This window comes from Halomonas sp. NPDC076908, from assembly GCF_050269715.1.
In the GTDB taxonomy this organism is placed as follows: Bacteria; Pseudomonadota; Gammaproteobacteria; order Pseudomonadales; family Halomonadaceae; genus Vreelandella.
The window spans coordinates 1-15,094 of record NZ_JBNNIW010000022.1; the positions used below are offsets into that span (position 1 = coordinate 1).

The following is a 15,094-nucleotide window of genomic DNA, read 5'->3' on the forward strand; positions in this document are numbered from 1 at the left end:
GGGCTTGCGAAAGCCAACTTGCACGGGGCGAAGGATCAAAAAGTGCTCGCTGGCGGTGATAGGGAAAGTGTCGGCGCCGGCTTCACGGATTCAGGATTTAGTTAACAACAGACAATGACTAGCCTGCTAACAACTATGCTACGATTAGCGTTTATACCTTGAACCCTCCCCTTAACTTTTGATGTGGAAGCAAACCATTAGCCAGTTAACGCATATTAAGGCCGTACTCCTCTTCGCCAGCACCATGACCGTGATGTCCGGGGCGATTATCGCACCTGCTCTGCCGGGTATTAGCCGTCATTTCCCTGATCAGCCCCAGGTCATCATTCAGTTGATCCTGACCATACCTGCGCTGATGATTACGCTGTTCAGTCCGCTAATGGGTTATTTGGCCGACCGGTTTGGACGCAAGAAACTGCTGCTGCTGATGCTGTTTATCTACGGTTTGGCGGGCGTTTCGGGCTTTTTTATTGATCGTGTGGATCTGCTGCTGAGCTCTCGCGCTCTGATGGGAATAGCGGTGGCGGGCATTCTTAGCATTAGCACCACGCTGGTGGGGGATTATTTCGATAGCGCCGAACGCGCGCGCTTTTTAGGGCTGCAAAGCAGTTGCATGGCGTTGGGCGGCGTCATTTTTATTAACCTGGGCGGGATACTTTCCGATTGGAGCTGGCGAGGGCCTTTTTTACTCTACTTAACTGGCGTGCTGCTACTGCCCTACGCCTGGGCTATGCTTAAGGAACCTCGCCCACAGAGTACGGTGAACGCAGGCATGATCGACGCCCCCGTCAAGGTGGATTATGGGCGTACCGGGCTTGGCTACTTTATCGCCATGATCAGTATGGCGATGTTTTATATGTTTCCCGCCCAGCTACCCTTTTTGCTCTCTCAGCAGGGCCAGATCAGTGGCATGGCAATCGGTATTGCGCTCTCCATGTCAGCCCTAACGGCAAGCATCGTTGCCTTTGGCTATGGCTACTACAAGCCGTTTTTGTCAGTGATGACGATCTATATCTTAGGATTTTTGCTGGCGGCCAGCGGTTTTGTGATCGTAGGACTCACCCAAAGCTATGCCATGGCCATTGTGGGTGCGGCGATTTCCGGTTTTGGTTTAGGCGCGTTTATGCCCAATACCACCACGTGGCTGATGCGTATCACTCCTCAACGAGTGCGCGGTCGGGTATTTGGCGGTTTTACCTCGACCTTCTTTTTTGGCCAGTTTATCTCTCCGGTGGTAGTCGCCCCTGCGGTGATTTGGCTCGGCTCACTGCGTAGCGTGTTTATCGCTATGGCGGTGATCTGCTGCCTGTTCGCCGTTGCCCTGACTATTCTAAGCAAAACGACGCTCCAGGCAGACAGCAAGCTTTAAGCTGGCGGGTGGAGCAACCCCACGACACTGACTAAAATCAGCACCGCGCCCAGCGCCCGAAAAAACAGCCCGGTATCTGCTTTGAGCATATAGCGGTGGGCTTTCTCGCCGATTAAATGGCCAATAAAGGCACAGGGCAGCAGCCAGAGTTGATGGACTAACTGTAGGTCTACCCCCGCAATCAAGAACGAGACCATCTTGATCACCACCAGGATAAACCACAGCACAAACATGGTATCCCGCAGTTGTTCCTTAGCCACATGAACGGCGAACACCGCCACGATCAGCGGGGCGCCAATCAGCGACGTACCGCTCACATACCCCCCAAGCGCCAGCAGCACGTAGTCCACATACTTGTTTTTGCTCTTGAAGGGCCGGTTCAATACATAGCCAATGGCATAGATGATCACAATGCCGAAAATGATGCTGGTCATCACCTGGGCGGGTAGTGTTAATAGCCCTACCACCCCAATCAGCTTGGGGATAATCATGATTTTCAGGGCTTTGAACAGATAGCCCCAATCAATATTGCTCTCCGGAGAAGCGGTTCCCACGCTCTCTTTCTGCAGTTGGCGATGCCCATTCCAGGCAATCCAACTGGAGAAAATCAGCAAGTGAATAGCAATAATCGGCAAGAACACCAAGGGCTCGTTTGATACTAACAGCAGGAATGGCAGCGCCAGTACGGCGCCACCAAATCCCAGGCTGGTGCGCACAAAACCGCTCCAGGCAAATATCAGTCCGATCAGCGCATACTGGTACCAGAGTAGATCTGTCATGGGCTCGCAAGGGGTCCTAATGGTGGAGAGGGGTTGCCCAAGGACCACCAACTTGGCAATAGCGCGCGCACGCTGGCCTGGGCAAATCGATCATCCATTAATACCACAACACCTTCATCTTCTGGACTGCGAATAACGCGACCTGCGGCCTGCACGACTTTAATCATGCCGGGAATGCGGTAGGTGTAGTCGTCGCCCTGCCCAAAGCGCGCGGTTAGCCGTGTTTTAAGCGCTTCGTTGAAGTCGTTGAACGGTGGCAGGCCTAAGGTGGCAATAAACGCCCCGACCAACCGGTCGCCGGGTAAATCGATACCTTCGGCAAACGCACCGCCCAACACCGCGAAACCAATCCCTTTACCTCCGGGCGTAAAGCGCGCTAGAAATGCCTCGCGCTGCGTCTCTGGCATGCCGCGGGTTTGGCTGAAAACGGGCACGTCTGGGTGTGCCTCGCGAAAGCGGCTCAACGCAGTCTCCAGGTAGGCGAAGCTACTGAAGAAAGCCAAATAGTGCCCCGGCTTACGCTGATACTGCTGTGCTATGGCCACCACCATCGGCTCAATAGAGGCTTCCCGATCACGAAAACGCGTCGAAATATCGCTGCGGATACGCACTTCAAGCTGGTGCGCAGCAAATGGCGATAAGACCTCTTGCCACACCGTATTCTCAGGCAAGCCTAAGAGATCCCGGTAGTAGTGGGCAGGCGTGAGCGTTGCTGAAAACAGCACCACCGTGTGCGCTGCGTTAAACCGCGGGGCCAGAAAGTCGGCGGGTATCAGGTTGCGTAAGCCGAGCACCGCCCGTCCTCGGCCCTGGCGAGTAATGTCACATAGCGAATGCTCACCAAAGCGCTCCGCCAAGCGGCAAAACCTCAGGGCTTCAAACAGCAGCTCCTGAAGCTCAAGACTCGCTTGCTCGGGGTGCTCGCCAAGGTAATCGGTGATGGCAGAACCGACTTGCTGCGCGGCGGCCACTAGCTTCTCAGGCAGCGCCGTTAGCAGCCGGTAGGCCGGCTTTCTCGACTCGCCCTCTTCTTGCAACTCAGCCTCTTTAATCACCGCTTGCCACTGGCGGGCTAGCCGCCCTAAGGGCCGGGCGAGCGCTTTGGGAGAAGAGCGTCGCACCCGGTTGAAACGCTGCTGGTCAAGTTCGGCGCTGTACATGCCGCGAGCGCGCTCGACCAGGTTGTGCGCTTCATCGACCAGCACGCCCGTTCGCCAGTCGTTGGCTTGGGCCAGGCCGTGCAACAGCGCGTGGCTATCGAACCAGTGGTTAACGTCGCCAACGATCACATCCGCCCAGCGCGCCAGCTCTTGGCCTAAATAATACGGGCACACACTGTGAACGAGCGCCACCTCGCGCAGTGCTTCACGATTCAGCCACGCCTGCGTTACTGCCGCTTGGCGGGCGGCAGGCAAGCGGTCGTAAAAGCCAGCGGCCAACGGGCACGACTCGCCGTGACAAGCGCGGTCGGGATACTCGCAGGATTTCTCTCGTGCCACCAGCTCAAGCACACGCAGGGGTTGGGCGTTATCACCGCTGTTGCGCAGCGTGGCAAGGGCATCTAACGCCAAACGACGGCCGGGCGTTTTCATGGTCAGAAAGGCGATACGGTCCAACTGTTGGCGCGGCATCGCCGAGAGCATGGGGAAAAGCGTCGCTATCGTTTTACCAATCCCCGTTGGCGCCTGGGCGAGCAGGCAGCGCCCGGTGCTGGCTGACTTATAAACGCTTTCGGCGAGTTCACGCTGACCGGGGCGAAACGCGGCATGGGGAAAGTTTAAGATACGCAGGGCGCTGTCACGACGCTGGCGGTGGTCGGCTTCCTGTTCTGCCCAGGCGAGAAAGCGTTGGCACTGGGTGGTAAAGAACACCTGCAGCTCATCGGCGCTGGCATCTTGGTTGAGCAGCGTCTCTTTACCGCTGGCGATATCCAGGTAAACCAGCGTTAAAGTGACTTTTCCCAAGCCGCGCTCTGCGCACAGTAGCGCGCCGTATACTTTCACCTGTGCCCAGTGCAGGGCGCGCTGGTTATCCGCCATGCGCTCCAAGCTGCCGCGGTGGGTTTTTACCTCTTCCAGGCGGTTGGCTGCGGGGTCGTAACCATCGGCACGGCCGGTGACCATTAACCCTTTATAGCTGCCCCCTTCAAAGGTGCCGGACAGGGGCAGTTCGGCGATATAGTCTGCCCCGCGTCGGCTGGCGACAAGAGTATGGCCTTCGATGCCTTCGCGCGCGCTAGGGGCAGGGGTAAAGCGGTGATCCAGATCCCCCTCCCGGGCGGTGAAATCGCATAGCGCCCGCACCGCCACGCGATAGTTCGCACTCATACTGCAAGCTCGTCGCTGACTGCCCAGCGCACGTAACATACAGCGACAGGTATCTCGTAACGATGAAAAAACGCCAGCCATCGGCGCTGGTTATCCTGTAGCCGGTCACCAGGCCCTTTGACTTCAATCATCCGATAACGCGGCTCATCCGCAGGCGCGTCAGGCATAAACTGAATCAAATCCGGCAGCCCTGCCCGGTTGGCTTTTAGATCGTCCAGCAGCCGCTCAAAACAGGCCCGCAAGTGTTCAGGCGGAATACAAGCTAGCGCCAGCTCTATTAGCGGCTCATCAACGCTTGCCCAATGCACAAAGGGAGAGGCAAAGCCGCCTTTATCCCGCCAAGTCGCCCGAATCACCTCGCCGTAGCTGCCGTCTTCCAGGCGCGCCAAGCAGGCATCAAGGGCCTCTCGGCGCCGCGCCACGAAATCGTCGCGGTATAAATCCGCAGGGCCATTATGAAAGGGGTGAAAGAAAGCGCCCGGCAGTGGTTCGAAAATAGCCGACCAACAGAGCAAACCAAACAGCCCTGTTATCAGGGTGTTTTCCACATAGTAGACCGGCGCCTGGGGTACGCTGAGCGCTTGAACCACGGCGCGCTCCACGCTTTGTGGGCCGGGTAGTACTAAGTCCCAACGCTCGTGAACGGGCTCAGGCTCACTCGGCGCAACAGGCAATTTAAGCCGCCGCCGTAAGCGTGGCAACAAGCGTGCCAGCGCCTGCTGTTCGGTTTCATTGGGGCTGCTATCAAGCGCTTGAGTCGCCAGCTCAAAGGCCGCTTGATGCTCGCCCAACCGTTCCAGCACCCGCAACTGCCGGATTCGTGCTTCGCTGCTGCCGGAATCTCCATACAGCGTCAGCGCGAGCGCCGAATCACCGCTGCGCTCCGCCTCGCGGCCCAACTGCAGCAACAACCGTGCACGCCGCGTGGCCAGCCAGCGGTTATCCAATGCTGGCGGCACTTCAAGGTGCAGGACGGCAGGTGAATCGCCAACATCGAGTCGTTGACGCAGCCGATGGAGGTCTAAGTAAGTGTCTACTTCCTGACGCGACTGAAAGGCGCGGGATTGCGTCGTAAAAGGCACAACCTCAAAACGCTGCAGGCCAAGCTCGGTCAGCACGAACTCCGCCCAGTCCTGGCGCAGGTTGCCAAAAAACATTAAACGCAAGCGATCACAGATGTTCATCACACCGATACGCACCACGCAATCTGGCGCATCAGGCCACCAGGTCTGTAGCGACGCGGTTTGTGTAAGTCGGCTGGTCAGCGTGTCGTAGAGCACGGTTTTGGCGCTCGATAGGCTTAGCCCAGCGGCGCGAGTCTCATCCGCCAATACTTGGCGCAACTCGCCGAGGCGCAGCTGGTTAAAGAGTTCATTAATGCTCAGTGCTGGCTCAGCATCGACCCAGCCAAGCGCGTTCAAGGGCGCCATCGCCTCGCCACTGTTACCAACCTCGGCATAACTGAGCTTGCTGAGCCGAAATAGCTCGCCTTTACGCATCACCATGCGCACCAGCAGCGCTTGAGACGCCTGGGGCAAGCTTTCAAACTCACAAAGAAAAGCGAGCTCGTCTGCGGCGAGCAGATCAGCATGGCGCTCACTCACCCAGGCCAGAACGAAACGAAAGTTCGTCAGGTAATAGAAGGGGTCATCAAGCGAGGCGGTCGGCGTTTCGAAAGCACTGTTCATTTATCCATTCTAACAGTGCTCCAATGACCCCGTCATTGAGATTAACTATTCAATGAAAGCGTTTGAAAGGCGTGATAGGCCGCCACTACCGTTGCCATTTGCGCGGTATGGGCCTGCACAAAGGGCTCACCGATCAGCGTCTCATCAGGGTATTCGGTGATCAGCATCAGCGGCGTTAATTGATCGGCGTCTTCCGAGATCAAATAGGGGAAGCCATGCATAACCGGAAAGGTTAACGCGCCAGCATGGGTTTCAAACAGGGCAATTTGGGTGGCATTAAATTCCACCAGCCCAGGTACCTGAGCCAGTTGCTGCGTAACAGACTCAACCAACTGCTCCGCCGCTGCTTGCCAACCAGGCTGATGGCGGAGAATCAAAAAGAAACCCTTTGGAATCGTCCACATTTCAAAGCCACGGGGCACGTAGCCATTCAGCGGGCGCGTCCACTCATGGGCGGGGTAGCCGTGTAAATTCACATGCAGCCCCGCGCTGCTAATCGCGAATGCCTTTTCACGAATGGCATGCTCAAACGGTTGGCCTAGCGACTGACTCTGCAGATCATTACCAAACGCAGTGTAGCGCGCTGCGTGATGCATATGACGCGGCTGCTCGGCGACAAGTCGGCTTTGCAGTGCGTAGCCATCCGGGTTCTCTAGCGGCGAGATAACAAAGTGGGCATCGCCGCGGCGGCTAAGCGTTTGGGCTGCGCGCAATGCTCCCACCACACCAGAGGTTTCGTTGGCATGCTGGCCAGCACTGATCATCACGGCGCGGTCACCCCCTTCACGATAGCGCGCTTCTACTACTCTGCCCGTGCGGGTGGTGGCATATAGCGATTGGCTGCCAAGCGTCGCCAGTAACTGCTTAATTTGCTCAGTACCGATAGCCTGCTGGGCTTTGTCCAGCTCGACCACGTCACGCTGGGGTTGAGCAGTGTCCAACGGCCGCAGGCTGATCTTTAAATAGGGTTCGTTTCCTTGACTCAGCACCTCCGGCACGATCTGCCCCGGCTGAATCGAACGGTCACCCAGCGCTAAGCCTGCACGGTGCTGAAAATACTCAAGGGTAGAAAAATAGAGCTCTTCATGAAGCGCCTCAGCAAGGCTGATATGTTCATCATCCCAGGCTAAGCGGCAGTCACTGTTCGGCAAATGCACGGTGACGTTAAGCTCTTCAAAGTAAGGCGATGCTGCCTGCCACGAAGTTGAGGCGAGGGTCGACATCGTCGCTTGAAACAGCGCCTCATAGTCGGTCTCAACGCTGGATTCGCTGACCTCACCCTGGGGAGAGCTCAGCCGCAGCCAGCCACAGGGCGAGCACTGTGCTTCGTCAACATGATCTAAATGTTGACGATTAGGCGCTTCAACAAGATACGTTTCCTGACTTCCCGAGGTGCGCTCCACTCGAACGCGATAATGAAGAGGTGTAGAGATAAGGGTGGATTCAACATCCTTCCAGCGTAGCGATACACCTTGCGGAAGCAGCGCCGCCAGCGGGTAGGCTTCCAGCAGAAAGCGGCGCGGCGCATGCACTAACACAGGGTACTCAATCACCAGCGACTGCAGCGACGCCCAGGAGAACTCCTCTAAAAAGAAGTGCACCAGGGGCTTATAGGCACTGCGCAGGCGCGCGTTAATACCAGCATCCTTAAAGGCAGCTTCTGTGGCTTGGCGTTCGGCCTCATCGTCGAAGACCCACGCCTCCAACTGATAGCCTTGATAGGCAGGCGTGGCGTACTCATCAAGCAAAGCACGTGTGGTACGAGGAAAAGAGCGCTCTAGCAATGTCTTGTTCTGAAGGCTGTTTGTCATAAAGAAGTACGTCCTGTGGGATCAAGGGCATCGCGCAGCCAGTCGCCTAGTAGGTTCAACCCCAGCACGGTCAATAGAATCGCCAAGCCAGGGAATACACTCACCCACCACGCTGTTTGTAGATAAGTACGCCCTTCCGCCAACATGCCACCCCAACTGGGAATGACTGGATCGACGCCTAATCCTAAAAACGTCAGGCTGCTCTCCAGCAGAATATTGTTCGCCACATTAAGGGTCATCAGTACAATCACCGGGCCAATCAGATTCGGCAGCAGGTGCTGGAACAGAATGCGGATATCTTTCACCCCAATCGCTTTGGCAGCCAGAATGAACTCACGATCACGCAGTGAAAGCACCGAGCCTCTGACCAATCGCGCGTACTGCACCCACTGGGAGATAATCAGCAGGATGATCATATTGGTCAGCCCGCCACCAATCACGGCGATAAACGTGATTGCCAGCAGGATGAAGGGCAGCGCCAGTTGAACATCGGCAAAGCGCATGACGATCATATCCAGGAAGCCACCGTAGTAGCCGGATACCAAACCCATAATGATGCCAATCACCACCGCGCCAAGGGCTGAGTACACGCCTACTTTCAGCGAGATTTCACCACCGATAATCACTCGGGCTAGAACATCCCTACCCAGCGGATCAGTGCCGAGCGGGAAACTGGGTTCAACCAGCGGTGGCGTTAACCGATAGGCTAGATTCAGCTCTGAACCGCCACCGGGAAATAGCCAACCAGAAAAGATCACTGCAAAACCAATTCCGCCGACGAGTAACACGCCGAGAATAAACTCCAGGTTCTTAAAACGTTTTAACTTGTCGCTTTTGATAGCTGCCGTCATGGTTATTCCTTGCGCACCCTGGGATCAACCAGGCCGTAAGCGATATCAACGAGAAGATTGATGGAGATGATCATTAACGAGAGCACCGTGATAACGCCCTGCAAGACCGGATAGTCGCGCGCTGAAACGGCATCAAAAGCCAAGGTGCCGAGCCCCGGCCAGTTGAACACTCGCTCGACAACAACGATACCGCCCAGCAGCCCACCGAACTGCAAACCAAAATAGGTAATCAGTGGAATAGAGCAGTTACGCAGCGCGTGTTTGTAGAGCACCGCCGTGTTGGAAAGACCTTTTGCCCGCGCCACCATGATGTACTGGGAGCGCAGCGTATCCAGCATGGTAGTGCGCACCAAGCGAACATTGGTAGCGGTCAAAATAATACCCATGGTCGCGGCGGGCATAATGAAGCTTGAGAAGCCTTCCATACCGCTGGGTGGTAACAAGTTGAAGGTAATGGAGAGTACCAGCACCAACATAATGGCCAGCCAAAAGTTGGGGAAAGAGAGGCCGATCAGGGAGAAAATCCGAATCATCTGGTCGGGCCATCGCCCCCGTGAAACTGCCGCTTTAATCCCTAGTGGTATCGACACTACGATAGAGACAAATAGCGAGGCGAAAGCTAGCGCCAAGGTGGCCGGCAGCGCGCGACCAATCAGGTCGCTAACCGGTGTTCCACCCATAAAACTGCGGCCAAAATCACCCACTACTAAACCGCGCAAGAAACCGATGTACTGGGCCAGAAAAGATTGATTCAAGCCTAAGGCTTCACGAATCCTCTCCAAGTCTGCCTCGGTAATACTGCCCGCTCCCTGAGCCAACATCACCGCTGGGTCACCGGTTAAGCGAATCGCAAAAGAGACGATCAGCGTCACGGCAATCACCACAAAGATGGCCTGCAGTATTCGATATAAAAGAAACTTTGCCACTATGACCTCTTCGCTTTTAAGCCCGTAACGCTTCCCGGCTGCCCACTAAGGCAGCCGGGGTGCATTGCTATCAGTCGGCAACATCCACATCCGTCAAGCGCATACGGTTATCCGGGGCAGGTTCAAAATTCTGCACTCGGTCGCGTACGCCATACAGAGCATTGATGCTATAAAGCGGCATTTCCAAGGCGCGATCCTGGGTATAACGTGCAATAGCCTGAAGCAGGCCTTCCCGCTCATCCTGGTCGGTAATGCTGCGCTGGGCTTGTAGCATCTCATCCAGTTCTGCATCGCTGTCGTAAGGGTTCCAGCGCTCACCGGTGTGATACATCAGGTAGGCGGTATTATCGAAATCGAATGTCCAGCCGCCCCACTTCTGCTGGAACATCTCCCCCGTCCGGCCTGCTGGAATGATGTCATTGAGCAGCACGTTGGTTTCATAGGGCTGGATCGAAGCGGTTATACCTACGCCTTGCAGATAGGACGCCACCACTTGAGCCACTTCCCCGAAAGTCGCGTCGTTGCCGCGCACATCAATCTGAACGGTGGCACCGGGTTCAATACCTGCTTCATCCAACAGTTGGCGAGCCTGCTCTGGATCATAGGGCAGCGGCTCCATTGCGGGGTCGTTACCGAAAGATTGAGCGCCCTGGAAACTGGCGATCATTTCGCCTTCCCCAGCAAGAATAGCGTCAATAATCGCCTGACGATCCACAGCCATAATGAGCGCTTTTCTCACTCGTTCATCGGCAGTGATACCTGATTGAGTGTTGAACCGGATAGCTTCCACGGTCGGTGAAGGCACGCTGACAATGCTGGCCCCGTTGTGATTATTGATCGTGTCGATCATCCCAATAGGGATCGTCGGCGGAATAACGATATCGACACGCCCTGCCTGGAGTTCAGCTACGGCGGTGGAAGGCTCAGAGATAAACCGGTAGGTCACCTCGTCAAGCTTTGGCGCGCCGCCCCAATGGTCGGCGTAGGCTTCCAACTGCACGTCAACGCGCGGGTTGTACTCCACCACCTTGAAAGGCCCTGTGCCCACTGGGTGGGTATTGAAGTGCTCATCGCCATGCTCCGCCAGGTATTCCGGCGGTACAATCATGGCGCCGTAGCCCGCCAGCTTGGTCAGCAGTACCGGGTCGGGTTCACTAAGGTGAAAGTCGACGGTGGTGTCATCGATCACTTCCACACTTTCAATCGCCGTGTAGTTAGAGCGCTGGGGCCCTTGGGCTCCTTCGTCGCCTAGTAGGCGATCAAAGGTGAACTTCACCGCCTCGGCATTAAAGGCTTCGCCGTTATGAAAAGTAACACCTTCACGCAGGGTAAAACGAATACGGGTGCCGTCATCCAGCTCTTCCCACTCGGTGGCAAGGCCGGGCACCAACTCCATGTCAGGCCCACGATAGGTCAAGCCATCGAAAATATTAGTGGCAACCGCAGCCCAGTTGACTAAGAACGTATCGATGGGGTCCCAACTGCCAGGGTCTTGAGGCGAGGCGATGGTTAATGAACCCGCCTGAGCGGAAGCCGAAAAGGCAACGCTCAGTGCGATACCCGCAATGGCGCTATTGAGTACACGTTTGGTTCTCTGCATGGGGGGCACTCCTGTTTTTGTATCATTAACCTTGTCACTGGGTAGCTAACAAGGTGCTTTTTAAGACACAACCGTCAGATCATCGTGTTCTTGTTGGGTAATCAGTTACGACGCCAAACGCTCGGCGCTACCTGCTTCCTGAGCAACGAAATGTCCCTCCGCCACCCGTACCAATGGTAGATGCTCAGGCTCATCCCCTACCTTGCGGATAGGACTCAGAATATCCCCTTGCAACAACACCCGCTCCTGACGTTGAGTAGGATCAGCCACCGGCACTGCGCTTAAAAGTTTGCGGGTATAGGCGTGCTGAGGGGTATCAAACACCGCCCGACGTGCTCCTAGCTCGACGACTTGACCAAGGTGCAACACCGCCACGCGGTGGCTCATTTTCTCCACCACCGCCATATCGTGGCTAATAAACAGATAGGCCAAGCCTTCGTCTTGCTGCAACTCCATCAGCAGGTGAATGATCTGCGCCTGGATAGAAACATCTAAGGCGGATAGTGCTTCATCAGCAATGATCAACTTAGGCTTGGATGCCAGGGCACGGGCAATGCATATCCGTTGGCGCTGGCCGCCAGAAAACTCATGAGGATAGCGCTCGGCCTGATCGGCACTTAGGCCAACACGTTCTAGCAACTGGTCGACACGCTGTCGAATGGCCTTTGAACCCTGCAGCAGGCCATGGGTACGGATAGGTTCCGCTATTGAGAAGCCTACGGTTTTACGTGGGTCCAAGGAGGCAAAGGGGTCTTGAAAAATGTACTGCACTTCCTGGCGGAGACGCATTTTTTCTGCTCGCGACATATCGGCGACGGCCTTGCCACCAAAGCGTATTGTGCCACTGGTGCTTTCCTGCAACTGCTGAATGGTGCGCCCGATGGTGGACTTACCAGACCCTGACTCGCCGACTAAGGCTAACGTTTCGCCAGGAAAAATAGTGAAACTGACATTTTCGACGGCATGCACACGATGGCTAACACCGCCAAAGAACCCTTTACGAATATCGAAACGGGTCACGAGGTTTTCTACTTCCACTACCGGTGCTGCATCGGTTCTAGCGGTATCCTGCTGGCGGCTTTCTCCAAGCGTGCGTGCAACATTTCCATCCAGCACAACCAAAGGATCCATGCGGGGTAAGTTTTCGCCCTGCATGCTCCCAAGCTTAGGAACCGCGGCTAACAGTGCTTGTGTATAGGGGTGTTGGGGGCGGGCAAATATCTCCTCTACCGAGGCCTCCTCGACCTTTTCGCCATTGCGCATGACCACCACTTGGTCGGCCATCTCCGCTACCACGCCCATGTCATGAGTGATGAAAATGACCGCCATGCCAAGTTCTTGCTGGAGGTCGCGCATGATGGTGAGAATTTGCGCTTGAATCGTTACATCCAGCGCCGTCGTCGGTTCATCAGCCACTAATACCTTGGGACGGCAAGCCAGCGCCATGGCGATCATTACCCGCTGACGCATACCACCTGACAACTGATGGGGATAGCGCTTTAACAGCGCTTCGGCATCGGCTAGACGCACCAGCTTTAATAGTTTTACTGCTTCAACGCGGGCAGCTTCTTTTGAGCGTTTTTCATGCAATACCAACACTTCGGTAATCTGGTCGCCGATGGTGTAAACAGGATTAAGCGAGGTCATCGGTTCCTGGAAGATCATGGCAATTTCCTTGCCACGTATTCTGCGCATCGCTTTGTCAGTGAGCTGAGTTAGTTCTAGTGGTTGAGAGCCACTGGCGTCTCGTTGGAACAGTATCGTGCCACTGGTGATTTCGGCATTCATGTACTCCACCAAGCGCATGATGGCGAGGGAAGTTACCGACTTCCCCGAGCCAGATTCGCCAACAATCGCCGTTGTTTTACCTGGATAAACATCAAAGCTCAGGTTCTTAACCACTTGGTTGGAACCAAAATTAACGCTCAATGAGCGAACCGATAGTGCAGGTATAGTCGTCACAAGGTGCCATGCTCCCTACTCGTGAACAGCATTTTTTAGTCTTAGCGCTTACCGTTCAGAGCTTCCTAAACCATTAGTCGTATGCATTGATCATTTCAAACTACGTATCTTGCTAAACTTTTGTCAATCTATAATTCTTTAGCGTAGGCTAATTCTTCTGTCTTCAAAAAGGCCTCTGCTCTACTAAAGGAGCATAAAAAAAAGCCCCGGCGGGAGCTTTTTTGATTGTGCATGCTTTCGTTACGGATTATCGCAGTAGCGCATTTAACCAACCCGTAGTTGCTTAAGCACGGAAAGCCTTTTTGCCTCTTCGCTCTTTTCTTGTTTGCTTGCTTCTTTGCTTTGCGATTGAGAGGGCGCTTGGTGTATACCTGCCAGCACAAACCATTCGGCTTCAGAAAGGTAGCTTTGGCACCAGCGGCCCAGGGAGACGGCACTCTCTTCACGGCTACGCTCGCCGCAGCGGAAGCCATGTGCCAGGTGAAGCAGATCTTGACGAGCGGTACGCGCACGGGCATTACCACCGTGTACTTTTACCAGCGGACAGCGACGATCATAGGCGGCGTTGGTCAAGGCATTGAGCCAACGTTCCAATTCGTGCGCCTGAATTCCACCATACACTGCCACGCTTGCGCTCCCTGCCCCGTTGAAAGGGGCATAGCCTGCCCCATTTAAGGCACGCTGTCACTGGTTAACCTTTACACTTGTTTAGGGTTGTTACAGACTTTTGTCTAGCGCCTGCTCAAAACCTTGTAACACGTTGACTACATTGACACCGATTGCGTCTACCGCATAGCCCCCTTCCATCAGAAACACGCTGGGTAGGCCTACCTGAGCTAAGCGTTCACCTAGCAGGGTGAAGTCTGCGCTGGTAAAGGTAAAGGTGCTTATCGGGTCGCCCTCAAAGATATCGACCCCCAGCGATACGATCAGACACTCGCACTCGGCGGCTTTAATTTGCGCCAAGGCGTGTTCAAGGGTGGTCATCCAAGTAGCCACACTGGTGCCAGGTGGCAACGGATAGTTGACGTTAAACCCCTCACCTTTACCTTCCCCCTTCTCATCAGCGTAGCCCAAGTAATAGGGGAAAGTTACGTCGGGATCACCATGTAGGGAGATAAACAGCACATCGTCACGGCCGTAGAAAATTTGCTGGGTGCCGTTGCCGTGGTGGAAATCAACGTCAAGGATCGCGACCCGGCGTTTGCCTGCATCCAGGGCACGCTGGGCGGCGATAGCCGCGTTATTGAAAAAACAGTAACCACCAAACTGATCATAAGCGGCATGGTGGCCAGGTGGGCGACAAAGGCCAAAACTTGGCTCGCTGGTTAGCAGCGTATGATCCACTGCGCCCAACGCCGCATCTTTGCTTGCCATGGCGGCTTCAAAGGTGCCTTCTGAAATTGACGTTTCTGCCGCCAGCGCATAATAGCCTAACTGGCCGCTAATAGAGCGCGGAATGCGGTCGCCACGCATGGTGCGGGCGGGCCAAATATTGGGAATCGCCTCGCCTTCATGCCCAGTCACTCGCCACTCTTTCCAGCAGTTGGCTAAAAAAGTCACGTACGCCTTATCGTGCACCGCCAGCACTGGTGCCAATCCATAGGCGTCGGACGCTCGAATATCGCCAAGCCCGGATTTACGCAGTTGCTTAAGCACTAAATCGAGGCGCTCAGGACACTCAAATGGAGTCACCAATGTGCCATCATGTAGCTCTGTGCGCGCTTGGCGTAAGTGGCTGTCCTCTGAGAAAAACGTCAGCATTCCGGCTCCTTCATCTA

At 55.3% G+C, this 15,094-nt stretch carries 11 protein-coding genes; 1 reads left to right on the top strand and 10 read right to left on the bottom strand.

Annotated features, from left to right (window positions below):
• The first annotated feature begins 181 nt into the window (after positions 1-181).
• Positions 182-1,369: an MFS transporter gene (locus ACQKE4_RS13275; protein WP_427388852.1), complete on the top strand. Its 1,188-nt coding sequence runs from the start codon at positions 182-184 to the stop codon at positions 1,367-1,369.
• Here ACQKE4_RS13275 and ACQKE4_RS13280 read toward each other — a convergent pair.
• From ACQKE4_RS13280 to ACQKE4_RS13325, 10 genes are all read right to left on the bottom strand, one after another.
• Positions 1,366-2,148, bottom strand: coding sequence for a TSUP family transporter (locus ACQKE4_RS13280; protein WP_427388853.1), 783 nt, complete (start codon positions 2,146-2,148; stop codon positions 1,366-1,368). The genes ACQKE4_RS13275 and ACQKE4_RS13280 overlap by 4 nt on opposite strands.
• Positions 2,145-4,475 (bottom strand): ATP-dependent DNA helicase, encoded by a 2,331-nt coding sequence (locus ACQKE4_RS13285; RefSeq protein ID WP_427388854.1) that lies wholly within the window; start codon positions 4,473-4,475, stop codon positions 2,145-2,147. The genes ACQKE4_RS13280 and ACQKE4_RS13285 overlap by 4 nt, the downstream gene beginning before the upstream one ends.
• Complete coding sequence (locus ACQKE4_RS13290; protein ID WP_427388855.1) at positions 4,472-6,163, bottom strand: VRR-NUC domain-containing protein; 1,692 nt, start codon at positions 6,161-6,163, stop codon at positions 4,472-4,474. Before ACQKE4_RS13290 ends, ACQKE4_RS13285 begins: the two co-directional genes overlap by 4 nt.
• 41 nt (positions 6,164-6,204) lie before the next feature.
• Positions 6,205-7,974 carry a peptidase M14 gene (locus ACQKE4_RS13295; protein WP_427388856.1) on the bottom strand — a complete coding sequence of 590 codons (1,770 nt, stop codon included), beginning with the start codon at positions 7,972-7,974 and terminating at the stop codon, positions 6,205-6,207.
• Entirely contained in the window at positions 7,971-8,825 is an 855-nt protein-coding gene (locus ACQKE4_RS13300; RefSeq protein WP_427388858.1) for an ABC transporter permease, read from the bottom strand. The genes ACQKE4_RS13295 and ACQKE4_RS13300 overlap by 4 nt, the downstream gene beginning before the upstream one ends.
• A gap of 2 nt (positions 8,826-8,827) precedes the next feature.
• Positions 8,828-9,751 carry an ABC transporter permease gene (locus ACQKE4_RS13305; protein WP_427388859.1) on the bottom strand — a complete coding sequence of 308 codons (924 nt, stop codon included), beginning with the start codon at positions 9,749-9,751 and terminating at the stop codon, positions 8,828-8,830.
• A gap of 70 nt (positions 9,752-9,821) precedes the next feature.
• Positions 9,822-11,351, bottom strand: a complete 1,530-nt coding sequence (locus tag ACQKE4_RS13310; protein WP_427388860.1) for an ABC transporter substrate-binding protein — start codon at positions 11,349-11,351, stop codon at positions 9,822-9,824.
• A 105-nt stretch (positions 11,352-11,456) separates the two neighbouring features.
• The gene (locus ACQKE4_RS13315; RefSeq protein WP_427388862.1) at positions 11,457-13,313 is read right to left on the bottom strand and encodes a dipeptide ABC transporter ATP-binding protein; all 1,857 of its coding nucleotides are present in this window, start codon (positions 13,311-13,313) and stop codon (positions 11,457-11,459) included.
• Between the two features lie 264 nt (positions 13,314-13,577).
• Positions 13,578-13,940 (bottom strand): hypothetical protein, encoded by a 363-nt coding sequence (locus ACQKE4_RS13320; protein ID WP_427388863.1) that lies wholly within the window; start codon positions 13,938-13,940, stop codon positions 13,578-13,580.
• Positions 13,941-14,030: 90 nt separating this feature from the next.
• Complete coding sequence (locus ACQKE4_RS13325; protein WP_427388864.1) at positions 14,031-15,077, bottom strand: histone deacetylase family protein; 1,047 nt, start codon at positions 15,075-15,077, stop codon at positions 14,031-14,033.
• Positions 15,078-15,094: the final 17 nt, after the last annotated feature.

Excerpts from the sequence above, each read along its gene's own strand:
- ACQKE4_RS13275 (WP_427388852.1), top strand. The coding sequence starts at position 182 with ATGTGGAAGCAAACCATTAGCCAGTTAACGCATATTAAGGCCGTACTC.
- ACQKE4_RS13280 (WP_427388853.1), bottom strand. The coding sequence starts at position 2,148 with ATGACAGATCTACTCTGGTACCAGTATGCGCTGATCGGACTGATATTT.
- ACQKE4_RS13285 (WP_427388854.1), bottom strand. The coding sequence starts at position 4,475 with ATGAGTGCGAACTATCGCGTGGCGGTGCGGGCGCTATGCGATTTCACC.
- ACQKE4_RS13290 (WP_427388855.1), bottom strand. The coding sequence starts at position 6,163 with ATGAACAGTGCTTTCGAAACGCCGACCGCCTCGCTTGATGACCCCTTC.
- ACQKE4_RS13295 (WP_427388856.1), bottom strand. The coding sequence starts at position 7,974 with ATGACAAACAGCCTTCAGAACAAGACATTGCTAGAGCGCTCTTTTCCT.
- ACQKE4_RS13300 (WP_427388858.1), bottom strand. The coding sequence starts at position 8,825 with ATGACGGCAGCTATCAAAAGCGACAAGTTAAAACGTTTTAAGAACCTG.
- ACQKE4_RS13310 (WP_427388860.1), bottom strand. The coding sequence starts at position 11,351 with ATGCAGAGAACCAAACGTGTACTCAATAGCGCCATTGCGGGTATCGCA.
- ACQKE4_RS13325 (WP_427388864.1), bottom strand. The coding sequence starts at position 15,077 with ATGCTGACGTTTTTCTCAGAGGACAGCCACTTACGCCAAGCGCGCACA.